This is a genomic window from Kribbella sindirgiensis, from assembly GCF_004331435.1.
In the GTDB taxonomy this organism is placed as follows: Bacteria; Actinomycetota; Actinomycetes; order Propionibacteriales; family Kribbellaceae; genus Kribbella; species Kribbella sindirgiensis.
Window position 1 is genome coordinate 46,142 of sequence record NZ_SJKA01000007.1, and the last position, 20,503, is coordinate 66,644.

Consider the following 20,503-nt stretch of genomic DNA (forward strand, 5'->3'; position numbering starts at 1 on the left):
GGTCGGCTTCGGGGCGGTCCCTACCCGTCCGCACTGCGCCTGACACAGCCGGAGCGCTGATTTAACCGACTCCTGGGATGCCTTCACTCACCGTCGCCGGGTATCGGCGCGGAGTGAACACCAGCGAGCCGGCCGGGCGGGGCACGGTGCGCGTCTGAGACGAGCCGACCAGGAGCAGGCACCGCATGTCAACCGTTTGAGGATCCAGTTCCGCCAGTGTTGTCACAGTGATCGACTCCTCGGGCCCGCCGACGTCGCGTCCGACCACGACCGGCGTACCGGGGGAGCGGTGCTCCAGCAGCAGGTCCCGGGTCGCCTCCACCTGCCAGGTACGGGACCGGGAGGCTGGGTTGTAGATCGCTAGCGCCAGGTCTGCCTGCGCTGCCGCGGTCAGGCGCTGGGCGATGACGTCCCATGGCTTGAGCCGGTCCGACAGCGACAACACGCAGTAGTCGTGTCCCAGCGGCGCCCCCACCCGGCTGGCGACTGCCTGCGCGGCTGTCATGCCCGGCAGCACCTGTACGGCGATGTCGGCGTACTCCGGCTCCGCTGCGATCTCTGTGACCGCACTGGCCATGGCGAACACACCTGGGTCACCGGACGAGACCACGACCACCCTGGAGCCCTTGCGAGCCAGGTCGAGTGCGAACGCGGCCCGCTCCGACTCAACACGGTTGTCCGAGCCGTGCTTGCGTTGACGGGCCCGGTCCGGCAGTCGATCGACGTACGTCGTGTAGCCGATCACGTCGTCCGCACCGGCGATTGCGGCGCGTACCTCCGGCGTCATCCACTCCGGGCCGGCCGGACCGAGACCGACGACGGTGACGGAGCCCTCGGCGGCGGTCTGGGTGACCGGGGCGGCGAACGTGTTGTTGATGGGGCTGGGGAGAAGAGCGAGGGAGAAGTACGGGACCTCGTCCGGGTCGACCTCGTTGAGCGGGGCTATGCGCTGGGCGTCGGTGGTCGCGCGTTCGACGTACCAGGCCTCGTCGGCGCGACCCGCGAGCTCGAAGGCCTCGCGGACTCCGGCGAAGGTGCGTCCGAGCTTCATCACCGCGGCCGCGTCGGTGGACCGCAGGCGGTCTGCCAGTACGTCGGGGGGAAGGGTGCCGGGGAGGACCGTGAGGATCTCGTCGCGCTCACACAGCGGGCGGCCGAGTACGGCGGCCGCAGCGCTGACCGAGGTGACGCCGGGGACCACCTCGCACGTGTACCGCTCTGAGAGGCGTTTGTGCATGTGCATGTACGAGCCGTAGAACAGCGGATCGCCCTCCGCGAGGACGACGACGTCACGGCCGGCGTCGAGATGCGCCGCGAGCCGGGCGGCGCAGTCGGCGTAGAAGTCGTCCATCGCGCCCTGATAGCCGCCCGGGTGGTCGGTCGTCTCGGTGGTGAGCGGGTAGACGAGGTGCTCCTCGAGCTGCCCGGGCGTCAGGTACGGCGCGGCCACCGACCGCGCAATGCTCCGCCCGTGCCGCGCACTGTGAAACGCGACCACGTCAGCAGCCCCGATCAACCGAGCCGCCTTCACAGTAACCAACTCAGAATCCCCAGGCCCCAGCCCCACACCCCACAACTGACCAGTCACTCTGTCTCACTCGCAATCGCGTTGACGGCGGCCGCGGTGATCGCGCTTCCGCCCCGTCGTCCTCTGACCACCAAGTACTCCAGCCCGAGCACGTTGGCCGCCAGGGCTTCCTTGGACTCCGCCGCGCCGATGAACCCGACCGGGATGCCCAGCACCGCAGCCGGGTGCGGTCCGCCGGCCGCGATCACCTCCAGCAGGCGGAACAGTGTGGTCGGCGCGTTGCCGATCGCCACCACCGCGCCCTCGAGCCGGTCGAGCCACAGGTCCACGGCGGCAGCGCTTCGCGTTGTGCCGAGTTGCTGGGCGAGTTCCACGGTCCGCGGGTCCTGCAGCGTGCAGATCACCTCGTTGTCCGCGGGGAGCCGTCGCTGGGTGATACCGGCAGCGACCATCTGCGCGTCGCAGAGGATCGGCGCACCGTTCTGGAGCGCGGCGCGGGCGTTCTTCACCACGTTCGGCGACCAGGCGAGGTCGGTGACCAGGTCGGTCATCCCACACGCATGAATCATCCGTACGGCGACCTGCGCCACGTCGGCCGGCAGCCCGTCGAGCGCCGCCTCGGCCCGGATCGTCGCGAACGACCGCCGGTAGATCTCCGCGCCGTCCCGCTCGTACTCGTAACTCACGCCCGTTCCCCGTCCACCAGATAACCGTTGCCCACCGCAAGAACATCCACAAACGCACCAGCAGGCTTCCCACACCGCCGCTCACACCCCGACCAGTGCACCCGCCCGCCGAGCCCAACAAGACGCCCCGTGGTCAGGTGGGTAGTTGCGTCGGTACGGACGTCGGCCAGTGCCTTGGCACACCCCGGTTGACCGGCGCATGCCGTCACACCCTCCCAGACGGAGCCAGGGCTGGTGACCAGCCCAACCTCTTCCAACCCAGTGGCCGCCGCAGGAACCACGACAGACCGCCACGGCGTGATCCGAACCTCATCACCAGCCCGCACCAACGCACCAGCCTGCTCCTGCGTCAAACTCCCCAGCGGAACCGTGACAACCAACGCCGCCCCATGCACCCCAGCAACCACCCGCGCCGTCTCAACCGGCAGCACCTCAGTTGCCCGCAACCCAAGCCGCTCCAGGATCAACTCCTCACCCTGAGCGACCTCAGCGATCCGCCACTCCTGATCGCGTACCTCCAGGAACGCCTCCGCCGCAGCCACCATCAGCTCTGGCATCACGCCCCACTCAACCCGCACGCCAAGGCCCCCAAGGCTCAACAAAGCGGTCCGCTCATCCACCGCTCGCACAGCCACATCTGCCGCCAGCTCGGACAGATCCCCGCGCCCATCGTCCAACGCGAACAGGAACCGTCCCGGCAGGTCAGCCAGCCCAGGGCGCTCGCACAGCGCGCGGTCCAGCGCACTGGCGACAGGAAGTACGTCGTACCTCGACTGCTGGTCCAGACCGGAGAGTGGTGACGCCAGGATGTTCCGCACACGCTCATGCGCGATCGACGGCAGCAGGCCGGCCGCGAACAGCCGATCCGACAGGTCCTGCGGCCCATCCGACCGCAGCCCACGGAGTTGGACGTTTCCCCGCGACGTGAGCTCCAGCCGCCCGTCACCCAGTTCAGCGGCCGCGAGACGCAGTACGTCGAGCTGTGGCGTCGTCAGCCGTCCACCGGGGACTCGTACGCGTGCGAGACCGCCGTCAGCCGCCTGGTGCACTGCCAGCACACCAGGGCATCGATCGACGTCTGTCCTCGCCACAGCCGTGATGCTACGTCCCCGGAACCTGGTGTGTTCTGCCCCACAGCAGGAACCCGACCGCCACCACCGCACACCCGCCGCCGGCCACCATTGCCGCCTGTACCGACCACGCGTCCACCACGAGCCCACCGAGTAGCGCCCCAGCCGACAACACGGCCTGGAACGAGGACGTGAACCACACGGTCGCCGCCTCCCGCGACTCGGGCACCGCCTGCGCGAACATCGTCATGGAGCAGACCGGTACGCCGCCGTACCCGAGTCCCCACACCACGAGGAGCAGCAACGCTCCCGCCGTACTGCGGCCGGCCACTGGCATGAGGAGCGTCGCTGCGGCAATGAGCGCGGCGCAGGTGGCGAAGGTGGTGCGGAGATTGCGAGCTGCCCACAGACCGGCGACCACGTTGCCGATCAGACCTGCGGCGCCGTAGACGAGCAGGAACAGGCCGATGAGCTCCGGGCGCACCACCTCGCGCAGGAACGGCGTGACGTAGGTGTAGGTCGCAAAGTGCGCCGTGACGATCAGACAGGTCACGACGAGAGCCGTCCGACTGCTGAGGAAGGCCCTGCGGAGTACTGCGGCGTGGGTGACCTGCAACGGCGGCAGTGGCGACACGGTGGCGCGTAGTGCGACCAGTGCCAGCAGGGCGAATACGCCGAGCGCTGCGAACGACGTACGCCAGCCGGTGAGCTCGCCGACGAAGGTGCCTGCCGGTACGCCGAGCACCGAGCCGAGGGGGACTGCGGAGAAGATGACAGCCGTCGCCCGAGGCGCCCAGCGCTCTGGGACGAGTCGTCCGGCAAGACCGGCGCCGATGGACCAAAAGCCGCCAATCGTCAGGCCGACCAGGAAGCGGGCAACCAGCTCGAGCCAGAAGACCGGTGCGGCCGCGGCGAGGAAGCCCGCGACGGCCAGCAGGGTCATGAGCACACAGAGCATCAGGCGTCGGTCCAGCCGAGCCGTCGCGAGCGTGACGACAGGTGCGGCGACGGCAGCGACCAGACCGGGCATCGTCATCAGCCAGCCGGTACGGCCCGGCGTGAGAGCGAAGTCGGCGCCGATCGGGCTGAGCAGACCGATCGGGAGAATCTCGGTAGTGACGATCGCGAAGATCCCCAGCGTCACCGCGCCAACCCCAAGCCACTGGAGGGCTCGCGGAGCAGTCCGGGTTGTCAGAACAGTCATAACTCCCAAACAACTGCCCAGGCCACCAACCAGCTCGCGACTTCACGACACCGCCCTCGGGACGGAGCAAGGCGTCGCTTTCCCGCGATCGGGAACGACGGCCCGTGGGGATGATCCGGCTCGGGATGATCTTCGGGCGGATGAGTCGAGCTAGTCTCGATGGTATGGCGCAGCTTCCGGAACGTACTGTCCCTGACCTGACCGGCTACCTCACGCATGCCGGTCACGTCCTGGAGACCCAGTTGTCCGCGGCGCTGGCGGAGATCGGGCTGACGCTGCGGATGCAGTGCGTGCTGCGGCACGCGCTCGAGGCCGAGCGTACGCAGATCCAGATCGCGGAGCTCGCCTACATGGACAAGACCACGATGGTGGTCACCGTCGACGCCCTCGAGAAGGCCGGGTACGCCGAACGCCGCCCCTCCGCGACCGACCGCCGTGCCCGCATCATCGCGGTCACCGAGTCCGGCGCCAAGATCGCCGCCGAAGGCCAGAGGATCGTCGACCGCGTCCACGCCGACGCCCTCGAAGCCCTGACCGCCCAGCACCGCAAGACCTTCGTGGACTCCATCACCACCCTGGTGGACGGCCCCCTGGCCACTCCGACCACCGCCCAGCCCGTACGCCGCTCCCGCCAGCGCACGAGCTGAACTATCCCGGCAGGTATTCCGTCAGCTCCCGCCAGGACTCCTTGCTGTCCTCGGACTCGACATGCGGCTCGCGGAACAGGCGGATGTAGGACGCGATCTCGGCCACTGACCACCAGACGTCGAATAGTTCCAGCGCCGCGGCCCGTGGGCTGACCGGGCCGGCCTCCGACTGGTACGCCGGGAGTACGTCGGTCGGCCCGCCGAGGACCGCCTTCAGGTCGCGTTCGCGGGGCGCGAGGCGCACGGTCTCCCAGTCGACGAGGCGCATGGTGCCGTCGGCGGTGCGGAGTACGTTCGCGCTGTGCGGCTCGCCGTGCGTCACGACCCAGGGCTCGTCCGACGCATCGACCTCGCGCACCAAAGCGTCGTAGTGGTCCAGCGTGCTGTGTACGTAGGCGTGCGCCCCGGCCAGCCGCAGCCGGGCGGGTTCGGAGTACGGCCCTGCCGACCACGGCCGCTTGAGGTCCTTGAGTGCCGCCAAGAGCGCGTCCCGGTCCGGTACGGCGAAATCCCAGCGCTGCAAGGCTTCTGGGGGTGTCGCGGCGTGGAGCCGACCGACGATCCGAGCGATCTGCTCCCGCTCGGCCGGGTCGTCCCAGGCGCCGTCCGGAGTGCTCCACCCGTGCAGGTACGGCAGGACCGACACTGTCCACCCCGTCAGGAGTTCGCGCACCAGCAGACCGTCCCGATCGGCCAACGGCGCCACGACGAACTCGTGGCCGCGGTCCGCCAGTTCCTTGGCCGTCCGCATGGCCGCCTCGATCTGAGGGCCGACCCGGTCCGCGGTCACGAACCAGCGCGGTCCGTCGGTGTCGGACGCAATCCAGTGATGACTGCCGAACCCCACGGGTGCGTAGGTGACATCCGCGGCCCGGAAACCCCAGTGTTCCTTGAGGATTCCGGCCACCAGGTCGCGCGAGATCTCCGCCGGCTCGGTTCTCATCCCGACGACCTTAGCCGCGAACCCAAGCGCAGGCAGCCGAATTGTTCATCCGATAAGAGATCGTCTGTTACAGAACTATCTGCTATGGTCTTTTCAATCGATGACCTGAGGAGAAGCCGGTGAAGGTGGATGTGGCGCGAGGGCGGGCCAAGGCGTTGGTGGTGCTGTGTGTGATGCAGCTGATGATCATCCTGGACGGGACTGTGGTGACGGTCGCGTTGCCGACGATCCAGGCGGAGCTGGGGTTCTCGCAGGCCGGACTGGCGTGGGTGATGAACTCGTACTTGATCGCGTTCGCCGGGCTGCTTCTGCTGGCGGGCCGGATCGGGGATCTGATCGGGAGTAAGCGGGTCTTCGTCGCGGGGCTCGGGTTGTTCACCGCGGCGTCGTTGTTGTGCGGGGTGGCGGGCAGCGCCGAGGTGCTGATCGCAGGCAGGTTCCTGCAGGGGGTTGGCGGGGCGCTGGCCTCGGCGGTGATCCTCGGGATGATCGTGAGCCTCTACCCGGCTCCCGGTGAGCAGGCGCGCGCCATGGGCGTCTACAGCTTCACGGCTGCCAGCGGTGCGTCGATCGGGCTCATCTTCGGTGGTGTGATCACGCAGACCATCGGCTGGCACTGGGCGTTTCTGATCAACGTCCCGATCGGTGTGGCCTCGCTGGCGTTCGCCGTACGTCTCCTTGCGCGCCAGCCAGGTCTCGGCCTCGCCAACGGTGCTGACGTACTGGGCGCCGTCCTGGTCACCGCAGGACTCTCGCTGGGCGTCTACACGATCGTCCAGACCGCAGAACCGCAGGCGACACTGACTCGCACGGTGGTGCTGGCCGCTGCGTCGCTCCTGCTGCTGGCCGCCTTCGTCGTCCGCCAGGCACGGATCAAGAACCCGTTGCTTGCCCTGCGCATCTTCCGTCGCCGTCAACTCACCGTGGCCAACGGTGTGGTCGTACTGCTCTTCGCAGCCGGCTTCGGCTTCCAGTTCACCACCGCCCTGTACGTGCAGCGCGTACTCGGCTACGACTCGCTCACCACCGGCCTAGCGTTCCTGCCGGCGCCGCTCATGAACGGGCTGATGTCCCTGTCACTAGCACCACGTCTCACCGTCCGCTTCGGCCCACGCAAGATGCTGATCGCCGGACTGGTCGTCTTCCTGCTGGTGCTGCTCTGGATCAGCCGTGCACCAGTGGACGGCTCGTACGTCGTCAACGTCGGCCCTGTGCTGGCGGTCATGGGTGCCGGTATCGGTGTCGCCATCCCAGCCTCCATCATGCTGGCCATGTCCGGTGCGGACGCAGGCGACGCCGGACTGGCCTCAGGACTCAACAACACCGCCCAGCAGGCCGGTGCAGCCGTCGGAACCGCCGTACTGGCCGCCCTGGCCGCATCAACGACCACCAGCCGCCTCGCGGAGGGTGCGGGCGGCCTGCTGGCGCTACGCGACGGCTACGGCGCCGCGTGGCTCGCAGCGGCCGGATTCGTACTAGCAGCTCTGCTGTTGTCCGTCAGCCTGCTCCGAAGTCCGGCTAGTGTTGGCGGCCGTGAGTACGTCGAGAGATCCTGACCGGCTGGTGCTGTTCACCGATGCGGTCGTCGCGATCGCCATCACGTTGCTGGTGCTGCCGCTGGTCGACCTGGTGCCCGAGGTGCAGGCGGACGGCGGCGACGCGGTCAGCGTGATCACAGAGCACCGCCAGGAGATCTTCACGTTCCTGCTGAGCTTCGTGGTGATCGCGAGCTTCTGGCTGGGGCATCACCGGCTGTTCGAGCACATCCGCGCGTACACCCCAGCCATGATGCGGGTGAACCTGCTGTGGCTGCTCACGATCGTCGTACTGCCGTTCCCGACCGAGATCATCGGTGCCTTCCCCAGCGATCGGTTCACCGCCGGTGTCTACATCGGCACGATCCTGGCGCTCAGCGTGTGCCAGTCCGCGCTCACGTGGATGGTCCACGGTCACAAGGAGCTGGAGAAGCCCGCGAACCCGGTCGGCAAGCAGGAGCTCGTTAGCTCGCTGCTGCTGACCGGGTTGACCGTGATTGCCTACCTCCTGGCGTCGCTGGTGCCAGGCGTGAACTTCTACGCGATGCTCCTGCTGCTGTTGTCGCCCATCTTCATGCGGGTGTGGAAAGGCCGCTCCAGAACCCGCACTGGTGCTCAGCAGTCGGATTGACTTGCTGGATGCCGCCCTGGTCCGTCGGCGCGAGTGAGAGCCCGTTGACGGCTTTGGCGCCGGTGGGCGACCAGTGTGGACGGTCCGGTCCGTTCGGGTTGCCGGTCCGCGCGAACGCCGTCCAGTAGTCGATCATCTGGTTCGACAGCTGCTGCTGCGTCTCCGACATCGGGAAGTCGTACCCACCGAGCCGGAACAGGTACGGGAGCTCCATGGCGTGTGCGGCTCCCAGCCCGGGTGCACCGATCGGTGAGTGCTTGTCAGCGAACTCGTACGCGTACACCGGCACTATGAGCGCCGCCTGCTGATCCGTCGCGACCTGTGTGCACGACCAGATCCGGTCCGTCGTCACAGCACCCCACGCCGCGGCCGGCGACTCGTAGCGTGACTGCGGGTACTGCCGCAGTACCTGAGGTGCCTTCTGCGCGCCGACCATGTTCTTCACCAGCGCCGGGTAGTCCTTGATGTCTCCGAACGCGGCCAGCCAGCCGTTCGCTTCGTCGTGGTTGTTGCCGGAGATGATCGGCACCCGGTGGAACAGCCCAGCCTTCATCGCCTTCGCAGGGCTGAACGGTACGACGGGACTCCCGCCGTACCCGATCTGCGTGAACTGGAGCAGGTCGTCCACCAGTACGTCGGCCTTCAGACTGCGCAGGCACTCGAGCGTCGTGCAGTGCTTGCTGTCGGCCCACTCCTTGCCGGTCGCCTGTACCCGGCTGACCGGGATCCACGGCGAGTCAGCGGTCTGGCCCGGGTACTGGCTGTTGTCGGCCCAGTTGAAGGCGCACGAGCCACTCTGCATGATCGCCTTCGCGAACAGGCCTGTGGAGGTCGGAGAAGTCAGCTGGGCGCACACGCTCATCCCACCGGCGGACTCACCCGCCACCGTGACGTTGCGCGGGTCGCCGCCGAACGCGCCGGCGTTGCGCTGCACCCAGCGCAGTGCGGCCTGCTGGTCCTGCAGGCCGAACGTGCCGGAGGCTGGCAGGCCCGGGTACCCGAAGAAGCCGAAGATGCCGAGGCGGTAGTTGACCGTGACAACGACCACGTCACCGCGCGCGGCGAACTTCGACGCCTCGTAGCTGCTGCCGGCGCCGGAGAAGAACCCGCCGCCGGGGATCCACACCACGACGGCCCGTGGTTTCGTGGACGGCTTGGCGGGAGTCGTCACGTTCAGATAGAGGCAGTCCTCGGCGGTCGAACCGTCCGGTGCCTCGGAGTTCGCCTGCTGCGCGCAAACGCTGCCCGTCCTGGACGCCCGTACGCCGGTCCACGGCCGCGCCGGCTGCGGCGCCTTCCACCGCAACGCGCCCACCGGTGGAGCGGCGTACGGAATCCCGTCGTACACCAGCGCATCCCCCACGGCCTTACTGGCCACCAGCCCTTTATCGGTCTGCACGATGCCAGGTTCCGCGGCCTCACCAGGCCCGGCGAACGCCACCAGCAACCCAGCCGGAGCCACCACGGCCGCCATCATCGCCAACAGTCTCTTCGTCATACCGGCACTCTCCGCCGGCGGGCGCCCGCACGACTTCGGCCCGGTGGCCAGAAGCAATCAGACTTTGGTCTGTGGCAAGGATGCGCGGGCGGCTCCGACATTGTTGTGAATCGACCACGACACCGAGGAGATCCGGCGATGAACTCGCAAGCCATCACTCCGTTCCGTATCGACGTTCCGCAGCACGAGCTCGACGACCTTCGGTATCGGCTGGACCGGGCGCGGTTCACGGAGGAGTTGCCGGATGCCGGCTGGGACTACGGCGTACCGGTCGGCTATGTCCGGGACCTCGTCGCCCATTGGCGGACCGCCTACGACTGGCGCGCCTGGGAGGCAAAGCTCAACCGCTATCCGCAGTTCACGACCGAGATCGACGGACAGCGCATCCATTTCCTGCACGTGCGCTCACCGGAGCCGGACGCGGCGCCGCTGATCCTGACGCACGGCTGGCCTGGGTCGATCGCGGAGTGGGCCGACGTGATCGGCCCGTTGACAGACCCCCGCGCGCACGGCGCCGACCCGGCGACGGCGTTTCACCTGATCATCCCCTCTCTGCCGGGATTCGGTTTCTCCGGTCCGACGACGGAGCGTGGCTGGGGGCCGCGCCGCATCGCCGTCGCCTGGGCCGAGTTGATGACCCGGCTCGGCTACGACCGGTTCTGCGTCGCCGGCAACGACTGGGGAACGTTCGTCTCCCTCGAGCTCGGCCGACTCGTCCCGGAGCGCGTCGTCGGTATCCACGTGACCCAGATCTTCACCGGCCCCACCGGCGAGCCAGGTGAACTGGACGATCTCACCGAGGACGAAGAGGCCGCGCTGGCCAACGAGCGGCAGTTCGAGGAGAGCATGAGTGCGTACGGCGCACTCCAGGCCCAGCAGCCGCAATCGCTCGCGCATGCACTGGCGGACTCGCCGGTCGGGCTCCTCGGGTGGCACTGCCTGATCTACCGCGGCGGTCTGGACCCCGATTTCATCCTGACCAACGTGATGATCCACTGGCTCACCGGAACCGTCGCCTCGGCGATGCGCATCTACTACGAATTCGCCCAGCAGGGCGCGCCCACCGGGCCGACGACCGTACCGCTGGCGCTCGCGCAGTTCAGCGAGGACACCAAGCCGGTCCGCCGGTTCGTCCGCCGCGACCACCAGAACCTGGTCTCCTGGAACGTCTACGACCGGCCAGGCCACTTCGCCGCGACTCAGTCACCAGACTTACTGATCACCGACATCCAAACGTTCTTCACGAGCCGTGTCGTCTGAGCAAGTAGGTGTCCATGATCCAGCCCTTGCGATCGCGGGCCTCGGCGCGGACCTTCTCGATCTCGGGGGCGACCTCTCGGAGTGGGCCGGAGATCAGCAGCTCGTCCGGTGTGCCGAGGTAGGCGCCCCAGTAGATGTCGGCGTCCTGGTCGAGATGCTCCGTGAACGCGGTCTGGGCGTCGAGCATCACCACGACATCGTCCACGCCCGCCGGCCATTCGCGTGCGAGCCGGCGGCCGGTGGTGATCTGGATCGGGCGCCCGACCTGGTTCAGTCCGACGCGATGCCGTGCGGCGAGCGTCGACACGCTGCTGATCCCGGGAATCACCTCGACCGAGAACGCGAGCTCACCCCGCGCCAGGATGTCGTCCAGGATCGCCAGCGTGCTGTCGTACAGCGACGGGTCGCCCCACACCAGGAAGGCCCCTACCTGATCCTCACCCAGCTCGGCCGCGATCAGGTCCGCGCACACATCGGCCCGGCGCCGCCGCCAGTCGTCAACGGCCTCGACGTACGCCGACGTCGTACGGTCCCGCTCCGGGTCCCGCCCGACCACGACCCGGTACTCCTTCGAGGTCGCGTACCGCCGCAGGATCTCCGACCGCAGATCCACCAGCTCCTGCTTGACCTCGCCCTTGTCCAGTACGAAGAACACGTCGACCCGGTTCAGCGCCGACACGGCCTGCATCGTCACCTGCTCCGGATCACCGGCGCCGACCCCGACCACCATGATCTCCCGCATGCGCGCAGCCTATGTCACCCCTCCCCGGCACCCGGAGTCCGACCACCGACGCCCACGGAGCTGCCTGGTCGCGACGGATGGTGAGTGAGAGGTGGTGAGTGAGGGGGTGCGGTCACGAGGGCGGTCACGAGGGGGACGAGGGGACGAGGGGGGTGTGGGCGTGGGGTATCGGCCGACGGGTGGTTGCCTGTCGGGTGTGGGTGTGCCTTGGACCGGAGCCTCGGGTGCGCGGGTCAGGCTGTTTGGCGGAGGGGTGGTGGGTCGGGGTCGGACCAGGTGGGGCGGGTCACGGTGGGGTGGCCGTTGGTGAGGGTGATGGTGAGTCGGCCTTGGTGGACGTTGATGTGGTCGCGTTTGCAGAGGAGGGCGAGGTTGTCGAGGGAGGTGGGGCCGCCGTCGGCCCAGTGGGTGATGTGGTGGGCCTCGGACATGGCGGGTGGTGCGCCGCAGGCGATGCAGCCTTTGTCGCGGGTGTTGAGGGCTTGGCGGATGGCGCGGGTGACGAAGCGGTGTTCGGCCCCGACGTCGAGGGGTTCGGAGTGGGAGCCGAGGACCAGGGGGATGATGCCGGCGTCGCAGGCGAGTCGTCGGACGGCCGCCGCGGAGAGTGTGTCGCCGTGCACCAGGTCGCCCCGGCCCAGCCCGCCGTCGTGGGTGTTGGTGGCGGTTTTGAGGTCTTGGAGGTCGATGGTGACGGTGATGTGCGGCTTGATCTCGCCGTGGCCGGGCACGGCGGATCCGGTGCCGGCGGCGGTGGTGAGGATCGCGGTGAGGGCGTCGGCCTGTCGCTTGCTGCGCGGACGCGGGTCGCGCTCGCCGTCGGGGGTTTTGTGGGGTTTGGCGCCGGCGAAGATCAGGGTCTGGAAGAGTTCGGCGTTCTCGTCGGCGAGGTAGCCGCCGAAGGTGATGCCGCGATCGGCCGGCTTGATCCACAGTGCCTCGCGGGACGACGTGTCGTCCTCGTTGCGGGGTTCGGGGCCGTCGGTGTCGAGCCGTTCGCGCATTTCCTTGCCGAGCTTGCGCAGGTCGGCCGGTGGGAGCAGGTGGGCTGCCTGGACCATGGATTCTTCGGCGACGCGCAGGTCCTCCACAGACGCTCCCGCAGACGACGGGACCTTCTCGAGCGCGGACACGATCGCCCCTGCCTGTCCCACATTCAACTGGGCCGCGTCGGCTGGGTTGGCTGGGTGGCCGGTGCCGAGGGCCGCGGTGACGGCTGGGTATTTGTGCAGGGCACGCGCCAGGCGGAGGTCTCGGCGTACGTCGTCGGGATCCAGCCGGTAGCGGATCGAGAGTAGTTGCACGGTGTCGCGGGCGCCGAGTTCTTGGGCGTAGCCGTCGGTGTCGAGGCTAGCCGTCAGGTGCAGGCAGCGGATCTGGAGGCGGGCGATCTCGGCGTGTGTCGCGTCGAGGGCAGACAGCTTCTCGCTGCTGCTCATCGACCACACGGGTCGCTCGTCCAGGATCGCCATACCCAAGACCCTAGACACACCCACCGACAGTTTTCGAGCCAGAAAGCCCTTATCTGCAAGGGATCCATCGATTGGCAGGTTCATGCCAAGTTATCCACAAATCCGCACCGCTGCCGGCGGACGCTCGAAACGATCAGACCGTCAGCAGCAGTCCGGCCGCGATGACGGATCCCACGACGGCGCCGCCGTAGCACAGGACCACGATCGGTACGGCGTAGCGCTTGAGCTGCAGGCCGTCGTACAGGGTGTAGCGGAAGCGGTGCGCCCAGTGGAACAGTGCGAGTGCGCAGAGGCCGAACAGCACCAGGCGGGTGAGCGGATTCCGCAGTACGGCGAGCAGGTGGTCGTGTGAAGGTGACCACAGGTCGAGCGGGATCGCGATACCGAACAGGAACAGCAGGATCGGCACCATCAGCGCGGCCACCATGCCACCGGAGCTGAACAGCATCCACAGGAACGGTTCCGGTGAGCGGCGGTTCATCGCAACACCAGCCACGCGACGACGGCTGACAGCACCAGCCAGGCCAGGTAGTGCGCGGCAACGACCTGCCGCGCCGGCACCCGGCGGCCGCGGACCTTGATCGCCATCGCCCGAGGCGCCAGGCCGAACCACGTCACCACGTGCAGCAGCACGAACACCATCGCGATCACGTTGATCGCGACCACCCACCACTGGCCGCTCCAGTCGACGAAGCGCTGGTACGACGCGGCGCCGTCGCTGATCGCGTTCACCAGCAACAGCAGGAACACGACGAACCACGCGACGAACACGCTGCTCAGCTCACGCAGTACGAAGAGCACGTACGCGCGGCGCTCGAGCCACCAGAGCAGGTGAATCGGCCGCTGGTAGACGCTCACCGCCTGCTCCGGGAACGAGGCATCAGCAGCTCTTTGATCGATTCCGTCGCGGCCGTCAGCTTGTAGCGCTGGATCGCCCCGGCCGGATCCACGCCCTTCGGACACACGGCACTGCATTCTCCCACGAACGTGCAGGCCCAGATCCCTTCCGGCGACGACAGTACGTCGCGACGCTCGTCGGCGCCCTCGTCCCGCGAGTCCAGGTTGTACCGCTGCGCGAGCGCGATCGCGGCCGGGCCGAGGAAGTCCGGTTCGAGGCTGTAGACCGGGCAGGCCGAGTAGCAGAGCATGCAGTTGATGCACATGCTGTACTGCTGGTACTCGTCCAGCTCCTCCGGCGTCTGCAGGTACTCGCCGTCCTCGACCGGACTCTGCACCTCGCGGACCAACCACGGCGTGACCTTCGGCAGCTTGGTCATGAAGTCGTCGATGTCCACCACCAGGTCGCGCACGACCGGGAAGTTGCGCAGCGGCTCGACCCGGATCGGGCCGGGGGCGTAGTCGGTGAGGAAGGTCGCGCAACTCAACTGGGGTTCGCCGTTCACCGTCATCCCGCAACTGCCGCAGATCCCCATCCGGCACGACCAGCGGAACGACAGGGTCCCGTCCAGGTGGTCCTTCACGTAGGTGAGGCCGTCCAGGATCGCCCAGTGCTCCCGCAGCGGTACCTGGTACGACTGCAGTGTCGGTTCGGTGTCGACTCCGGGCCGGTAGCGCGCGACCTCCAGCGTGATCTCCAGCGTGGTCTCGGTGGCCATCACTACCTCCCGTAGACCCGTTCGCCCGGTGGCCAGCGCGTGAGTGTCACCGGCAGGTACCCGACGCGGCTGGATCCGTCCGGTTGGCGTCGTACCAGTGAATGCGCCAGGAACTGTTCGTCGTCGCGGGCCGGGAAGTCGGTCCGCTGGTGCGCGCCGCGCGACTCCTCCCGGAGCGCCGCGCTGTCGATGATGCACTCGGCGACATCCAGCATGAATCCGAGTTCGAGCCACGCGATCAGCTCGGTGTTGAAGTTCGTGCTGTGGTCGTCGATCCCCGCGTGCTGGAAGCGCAGCCGCAGCTCCGCCAGTTCGTGCGCGGCCTTGGTCAGTGAATCGCCGTCGCGGTAGATCCCGGCGCCGTTCTCCATCGTGGCCTGCATCTCGGTCCGGATGTCCGCGATCCGCTGGTGTCCCTCGACGCGCCGGCCCAGGTCCGCTGCCAGCCGGCGCTCCTCGTCCCGGCCCTGCGCGACAATCGAGGACGGCACTTCGCGGTGGTAGCGACCCGCGAAGACCGCGGCGGCGCGGCCGGCCCGGTTGCCGAACACCAGACACTCCGGCAACGAGTTCGACCCCAGCCGGTTGGCACCGTTGATGCTGACACAGGCCACCTCACCGGCGGCGTACAGGCCGTCGAGCGGGGTGGCGCCGCGAAGATCCGTGTGGACGCCGCCCATCATGTAGTGCACGACCGGGCGCACCGGGACGAGTTCGCGCACCGGATCGATGTTCTGGTACTTCGAGCACAGCTCCCGGACGAACGGTAGCTTGGCGTCGATCAGCTTCGCCCCGAGGTGCCGCAGATCCAGGTTCACGACCGGTCCGTACGGCGTATCGATCGTGCGGCCCTTCTCCATTTCGTGGACGAACGCCTGCGACAGCCGGTCGCGTGGCCCGAGTTCCATGTTGCGCAGCACGGGGTCCGGTGTCGGCGTACCGAGGTCGTAGTCCTGCAGGTAGCGGTAGCCGTCCTTGTTGAGCAGCCACCCGCCTTCGGCCCTGGCCGCCTCGGTGATCAGGATCCCGGTGAACGGCAGGCCGGTCGGGTGGTACTGGACGAACTCCATGTCCTTGAGCGGTGCCCCGGCACGATAGGCCAGCGCCATCCCGTCGCCGGTCTTGATGTTGGCGTTCGTCGTGAACGGGAACACCCGGCCGCAGCCGCCGGTGCAGAGGATCACCGCGTTCGCCGTGATGGTCTCGATCCGCCCGGTCGCCAGTTCGATCGCGACCACGCCGTACGCGCGCCCGTCGTCGACCAGGATCTTGGTGACGTACCACTCGTCGTACCGGACAATGTCGGAGTAGGAGAGCGCGGTCTGGAACAGTGTGTGCAGCAGGTGGAACCCGGTGCGGTCGGCAGCGAACCAGGTGCGCTTCTTCTTCATACCGCCGAACGCGCGGACCGCGATCTTCCCGTCCGGCTGCCGGCTCCACGGGCAACCCCAGTGTTCGAGCCGGAGCAGCTCCCGCGGGGCCTCGGCGACGAACGCCTCGACGGCGTCCTGGTCACACAGCCAGTCGCCGCCGGACACCGTGTCGTACGCGTGCTCGTCCCGCGTGTCGTCAGCCCCGGCCACCGCCGCGGCACCGCCCTCGGCGGACACCGTGTGGCTGCGCATCGGGTAGACCTTCGAGATCACCGCAACGCGCAGTGCCGGGTTGGTCTCGGCCACCGCGATGGCAGCTCTCAACCCGGCACCGCCGCCTCCAACCACCACCACATCGTGATAGTTCGCCATGGCTAGGCTTCGTGGTCGCCGCTGTGCTCGTCCATCAGCACTTTGCCGTCGTGCCGCACAGTCCGGATCCGGACGCTGCCGTCGTGGAACTCGTGCCGCATCTGCCGGCACCCGCACGCGAACAGCACGTCATCGAGCCGGAAGCCCTCGAAGTCGTCTTCCTGGCTCCGATCGGCATCTCCGAGCCGCCCACACGGCGCCCGTTCCCCAGTGAGATGCGTCTTCGTCCCCGTCATTCGCCCACCTCCTCGCCCCTCGAGGTGTTCGTGACTTACATCACACCTTCGATAGTGCGCCTGCCCGGCGAGGACGGCAATGGGTTATGGCTTGGCCTGCCGCCACTCGCGTTCGAAGGGGAGTCGCCAGGCGCGCGGGGCGATCAGTTGGTGGATCGCGTTCGGACCCCAGGTGCCGGGCTGGTACGGCTTGACCGGCGGCGGGTCGTCGAGCAGCGGCGCGGACCGGTCCCACAGCGACTCGATGCCCTCGGCCGTGGTGAACAGCGTGTGGTCCCCGCGCATCGCGTCCAGGATCAGCCGCTCGTACGCCTCCAGTACGTCGCCCGCGCTGCCGGTCTCCTGGGTGGAGAACTGCATCGACAGCTTCTCCAGCCGCATCCCCGGCCCGGGCCGCTTGCCGTAGAACGACAGCGACACCCGCGACGAGTCGGCCAGGTCGAAGGTCAGGTGGTCCGGTCCCTCCGAGCCGACGCCGGAGCCCGCCGGGAACATCGTCTTCGGCGCCTCCTTGAAGGCGATCGAGATGATCCGCTGGCCCTCGGCCATCTTCTTGCCGGTACGCAGGTAGAACGGCACGCCGGCCCAGCGCCAGTTGTCGATCTCCACCTTCAGCGCGATGAACGTCTCGGTGTCCGAGTCCGGCGCGACGCCCTCCTCGCCGCGGTACCCGGAGTACTGCCCGCGGACCACGTCACCCGGATTGATCGGCAGCATCGACCGGAAGACCTTGTTCTTCTCCTCCGAGATCGCCCGCGGCTCCAGGGCGGTCGGCGGCTCCATCGCGACGAACGACATCACCTGCATCAGGTGCGTGACGACCATGTCCTTGAACGCGCCGGTCGGCTCGTAGAAGGTGGCGCGCTGGTCCAGGCCGAGCGACTCCGGGATGTCGATCTGCACGTGGTCGATGAAGTTCCGGTTCCAGATCGGCTCGAACAGGCCGTTCGCGAACCGGAACGCGAGGATGTTCAAAGCCGCTTCCTTGCCGAGGAAGTGGTCGATCCGGAAGATCTGCGACTCGTCGAAGGTCTCGTGGACGAAGTCGTTCAGGTCGATCGCGGACGCCAGGTCGTCGCCGAACGGCTTCTCCATCACCACCCGGGCGCGTTCGACCAGGCCGGCGTCGCGGAGCATCGCGATCACCGCCTGCGCGGCCTTCGGGGGCACCGACAGGTAGTGCAGCCGGCGGGTGTCCGGGCCGAGCAGTTCCTCGGCGGCCTTCACGGCGACCGCCAGCGCGTCCGGCCCGGCGGTCACCGGCACGTACTCAAGCCGGTCCGCGAACTGGGCCCACTCCTGGTCGCTCATCTTGTGGGTGCCGAACGTCTCGACCGCCTTCCGCGCACGCTCGCGGAACTCGTCGGAGCTCAGGTCCTCGGTCGCGGTCCCGATCACCCGCACGTCCGGGGTGAACTTGGACTGCTGCAGGTACGCCAGGCCGGGCAGCAGCTTGCGCTTCGCGAGATCGCCGGTCGCCCCGAACAGCACGATCACATGCGGCGCCAGCGGCTCCGGGTCCCGCCGTGACGGTCGCGACCCGGGTGCCGGATACGCAATGGTCTGAGTACGGTCAGGCATTCAGTCCTCCCGAGGACGCCACCGGAGCCAAGCTCCCTCCATCTCTGGGAAGTCTAAGTGCCTCCGGTGACGCCCAGAGGTCAGGCCGATTGCCAGAGACCGAGAATGTTGCCCTCCGGGTCCTTGAAGTACGCCGCGAAACCCATGTCGCCGACCGGCAACTTCTCGCCGACCCGTTCGCCGCCGAGGCTCTCGATCGTCTTCCAGGCCGCGTCGATGTCCGGTACGTCGACGGTCAGCACCGGTTGTTTGAGCTCGTCGGTGCGCCGGAACATCCCGCCGTTGATGAAGCCCGGCTCGGTCGACACGGACTGCTCGTTCACCGGTCCGGTCGTCGCCATCGTGTAGTCCAGTCCGGGCACCTCCGTCAGGTTCCACCCGAACGCCTCGCGGTAGAACGCCCGCGCCCGGTCGCCGTCGTCGTACGGAACCTCGAAGTGCACGATCCGCCCTGTCATCGCAGTCCCCTCCCGTTGGTATGCCGCTACGGTTCGACGCTAGACCCGGTACAGGGCTTGCACTAGACGTCGTACGACGCAGTGACCTTCAGCAGTTCGGACAGGTCGCTGCCGGACGCGATCTCCTCGGGGTCGGCGCCGCGCCGGAAGAGCCGGGCGCCGGCCGGGATGCCGCCGAGGGTGAGTGTGTCCGCGTGCCGCCGCAGCCACGTTCCCTCCCGGAGCCCGAGCACGGGTACGTCGTTCTCCTCGAGGAACTCGGTGATCCGCAGCTCCCGCGTCTCGCCCTGGTGCGTCGACTCCGGGTCCGGATCGAGGTAGTGCGGGTTGAGCTGGAACGGCACCAGACCGAGCGTCTCGAACGACGGCGGCTGCACGATCGGCATGTCGTTGCTGGTCCGCAACGAAGGCCCCGCCAGGTTCGTCCCGGCACTCGACCCGAGGTACGGCGTCCCGTTGCGGACGCGATCGCGGATCACGTCGAGCTGTCCGCTGACCTGCAACGTCTTCACCAGCCGGAAGGTGTTGCCGCCACCGACGAAGATCGCGGCCGCCGATTCGAGTACTGCGGCATCGGTGTGAGCGCCGACAACGGACACCCCGAGCGGTTCCAGGGCGGTCCGGATCATCGCGGTGTAGCCGTCGTGGTCGGCGAGCGCGTACGGGACGAACACCACCTCGCGGACGTCGCGCAGGATGTCGCGCAGAGCGTCCAGGGCGTGCTCGAGAAACGGCCGGCCGTGGGTGGCAGAGTTGGAGAGCAGCAGCAGTTCCACAGGATCCTCAGTCTCTGGTCAGCGGCGGGTGCGGGCCGCGGGCGTACGGTGCGCGAGCAGGTTGCTCAGTTCTTCGGTTGCCTCCAGCAACCGTGGGACGTGGTCCCGGATGTCGCCGGGCAGCTCCTCGAACTTGCCCTCGACCACGGTCAGCGAGCCGATCGGGCGGCGGCCGAGCCGGACGGGTGCCGCGATCGCGCGGGTCGCGGCGTCGTACTCGCCGTCCGAGAACGCCCAGCCGGTCTGCACGGTGTCCTCGAAGACTCGCTCCAGTGCGGCCTCGTCGACCTCGGTGAGGTCGGTGAATCGCGCGAACGGCCGCCCGGACAGCAGTGCGCGGCGCTCGTTGCGGTCGAGGAAGGCGAAGTACGCGCGGGACGTCGCGCCGGCGTGTGCCGGGTACAGGTCACCGACCAACGGGTGACTGCGCAGCGGACCGCCGCCGCCGTCGACCGCCGCGATGCAGCGCACGTGGAAGCCGTCCGGGATCGTGAACGTCGCCGTCCGCTCGGTGTCCTGCGCCAGCCGCTCGAGCACCCCGTCCGCCAGCGCGGCCAGCCCACCGGTGCGCTCCCACAGCGCGGCCATCCGCCACATCGTCGGGCCGAGGCTGTACCGGCGGGTGATCGGGTCCGGGCGGAGGAAGCCGCGGAACGCGAGCGCCGCGAGCAGCCGCTGCGCAGAGGACTTGTCGATCCCGAGCTCGTCGGCGAGCTCCATCACGCCCCAGTCCCGGCGCTGCTCGGAGAACGAGATCAGGATCTGCAGCGCCCGGTCGACGGTCTGCAGCGGTGATCGGACGGCGTCATCCAGTGAATCCACGCTGAGAACGGTAGCGCAGCGACCCGATTATCGAATTGGTCTCTCATATAACG

The 20,503-nt window shown here is 68.2% G+C and carries 21 protein-coding genes; 4 read left to right on the forward strand and 17 right to left on the reverse strand.

Features of this window, described 5'->3' with window-relative positions; translation table 11 throughout:
• Positions 1-61: 61 nt before the first annotated feature.
• The 4 genes from cobJ to E0H50_RS20910 are packed head-to-tail and all read right to left on the reverse strand — an operon-like array spanning position 62 to position 4,428.
• The gene (gene cobJ, locus E0H50_RS20895; RefSeq protein ID WP_131291135.1) at positions 62-1,588 is read right to left on the reverse strand and encodes a precorrin-3B C(17)-methyltransferase; all 1,527 of its coding nucleotides are present in this window, start codon (positions 1,586-1,588) and stop codon (positions 62-64) included.
• Positions 1,585-2,214: a precorrin-8X methylmutase gene (locus E0H50_RS20900; RefSeq protein ID WP_131291137.1), complete on the reverse strand. Its 630-nt coding sequence runs from the start codon at positions 2,212-2,214 to the stop codon at positions 1,585-1,587. Before E0H50_RS20900 ends, cobJ begins: the two co-directional genes overlap by 4 nt.
• Entirely contained in the window at positions 2,211-3,305 is a 1,095-nt protein-coding gene (locus tag E0H50_RS20905) for a nitrite/sulfite reductase (protein WP_238151113.1), read from the reverse strand. Before E0H50_RS20905 ends, E0H50_RS20900 begins: the two co-directional genes overlap by 4 nt.
• A 10-nt stretch (positions 3,306-3,315) precedes the next feature.
• Complete coding sequence (locus tag E0H50_RS20910) at positions 3,316-4,428, reverse strand: MFS transporter (protein WP_238151114.1); 1,113 nt, start codon at positions 4,426-4,428, stop codon at positions 3,316-3,318.
• Between the two features lie 224 nt (positions 4,429-4,652).
• Between E0H50_RS20910 and E0H50_RS20915 the strand changes: the two genes are divergently transcribed.
• On the forward strand, positions 4,653-5,135 hold the full coding sequence (locus tag E0H50_RS20915) for a MarR family winged helix-turn-helix transcriptional regulator (RefSeq protein WP_131291141.1): 483 nt from the start codon (positions 4,653-4,655) through the stop codon (positions 5,133-5,135).
• Between the two features lies 1 nt (position 5,136).
• Here E0H50_RS20915 and E0H50_RS20920 read toward each other — a convergent pair whose 3' ends face one another.
• Complete coding sequence (locus E0H50_RS20920) at positions 5,137-6,078, reverse strand: phosphotransferase enzyme family protein (protein WP_131291144.1); 942 nt, start codon at positions 6,076-6,078, stop codon at positions 5,137-5,139.
• Between the two features lie 119 nt (positions 6,079-6,197).
• Between E0H50_RS20920 and E0H50_RS20925 the strand changes: the two genes are divergently transcribed.
• Together E0H50_RS20925 and E0H50_RS20930 are read left to right on the forward strand one after the other, a co-directional pair.
• Entirely contained in the window at positions 6,198-7,634 is a 1,437-nt protein-coding gene (locus E0H50_RS20925) for an MFS transporter (RefSeq protein WP_238151115.1), read from the forward strand.
• Positions 7,612-8,244, forward strand: coding sequence for a TMEM175 family protein (locus tag E0H50_RS20930; protein ID WP_165547230.1), 633 nt, complete (start codon positions 7,612-7,614; stop codon positions 8,242-8,244). The genes E0H50_RS20925 and E0H50_RS20930 overlap by 23 nt, the downstream gene beginning before the upstream one ends.
• Here E0H50_RS20930 and E0H50_RS20935 read toward each other — a convergent pair.
• Entirely contained in the window at positions 8,186-9,742 is a 1,557-nt protein-coding gene (locus E0H50_RS20935; protein ID WP_202868253.1) for a carboxylesterase/lipase family protein, read from the reverse strand. The two genes, E0H50_RS20930 and E0H50_RS20935, sit on opposite strands and share 59 nt — an antisense overlap.
• 138 nt (positions 9,743-9,880) lie before the next feature.
• Between E0H50_RS20935 and E0H50_RS20940 the strand changes: the two genes are divergently transcribed.
• A complete protein-coding gene (locus E0H50_RS20940) occupies positions 9,881-11,002 on the forward strand; it encodes an epoxide hydrolase family protein (RefSeq protein WP_131291148.1) in 1,122 nt (373 codons plus the stop codon).
• On the opposite strand, the gene cobF is transcribed toward E0H50_RS20940, so the two are convergent.
• The 11 genes from cobF to E0H50_RS20995 form a co-directional block, all read right to left on the reverse strand.
• Complete coding sequence (gene cobF / locus E0H50_RS20945) at positions 10,983-11,744, reverse strand: precorrin-6A synthase (deacetylating) (protein WP_131291150.1); 762 nt, start codon at positions 11,742-11,744, stop codon at positions 10,983-10,985. The two genes, E0H50_RS20940 and cobF, sit on opposite strands and share 20 nt — an antisense overlap.
• A gap of 233 nt (positions 11,745-11,977) precedes the next feature.
• Positions 11,978-13,216, reverse strand: coding sequence for an HNH endonuclease signature motif containing protein (locus E0H50_RS20950; protein WP_165547231.1), 1,239 nt, complete (start codon positions 13,214-13,216; stop codon positions 11,978-11,980).
• A 133-nt stretch (positions 13,217-13,349) separates the two neighbouring features.
• Positions 13,350-13,697, reverse strand: coding sequence for a fumarate reductase subunit FrdD (gene frdD, locus E0H50_RS20955; protein ID WP_131291154.1), 348 nt, complete (start codon positions 13,695-13,697; stop codon positions 13,350-13,352).
• Positions 13,694-14,074 carry a succinate dehydrogenase/fumarate reductase transmembrane subunit gene (locus E0H50_RS20960; protein ID WP_131291157.1) on the reverse strand — a complete coding sequence of 127 codons (381 nt, stop codon included), beginning with the start codon at positions 14,072-14,074 and terminating at the stop codon, positions 13,694-13,696. Before E0H50_RS20960 ends, frdD begins: the two co-directional genes overlap by 4 nt.
• Entirely contained in the window at positions 14,071-14,832 is a 762-nt protein-coding gene (locus E0H50_RS20965) for a succinate dehydrogenase/fumarate reductase iron-sulfur subunit (protein WP_131291159.1), read from the reverse strand. Before E0H50_RS20965 ends, E0H50_RS20960 begins: the two co-directional genes overlap by 4 nt.
• 2 nt (positions 14,833-14,834) lie before the next feature.
• Positions 14,835-16,577 (reverse strand): fumarate reductase (quinol) flavoprotein subunit, encoded by a 1,743-nt coding sequence (gene frdA, locus E0H50_RS20970; RefSeq protein ID WP_131291161.1) that lies wholly within the window; start codon positions 16,575-16,577, stop codon positions 14,835-14,837.
• Between the two features lie 2 nt (positions 16,578-16,579).
• A complete protein-coding gene (locus E0H50_RS20975; RefSeq protein WP_131291163.1) occupies positions 16,580-16,813 on the reverse strand; it encodes a hypothetical protein in 234 nt (77 codons plus the stop codon).
• An 84-nt stretch (positions 16,814-16,897) separates the two neighbouring features.
• Positions 16,898-18,394, reverse strand: a complete 1,497-nt coding sequence (gene zwf, locus E0H50_RS20980; protein WP_131291165.1) for a glucose-6-phosphate dehydrogenase — start codon at positions 18,392-18,394, stop codon at positions 16,898-16,900.
• 80 nt (positions 18,395-18,474) lie between these two features.
• Positions 18,475-18,852: a VOC family protein gene (locus tag E0H50_RS20985; protein ID WP_131291168.1), complete on the reverse strand. Its 378-nt coding sequence runs from the start codon at positions 18,850-18,852 to the stop codon at positions 18,475-18,477.
• Between the two features lie 62 nt (positions 18,853-18,914).
• Positions 18,915-19,628 (reverse strand): dipeptidase PepE, encoded by a 714-nt coding sequence (pepE, locus tag E0H50_RS20990; protein WP_131291170.1) that lies wholly within the window; start codon positions 19,626-19,628, stop codon positions 18,915-18,917.
• An 18-nt stretch (positions 19,629-19,646) separates the two neighbouring features.
• Positions 19,647-20,450, reverse strand: coding sequence for an IclR family transcriptional regulator (locus tag E0H50_RS20995; RefSeq protein WP_202868254.1), 804 nt, complete (start codon positions 20,448-20,450; stop codon positions 19,647-19,649).
• Between the last annotated feature and the right edge of the window lie 53 nt (positions 20,451-20,503).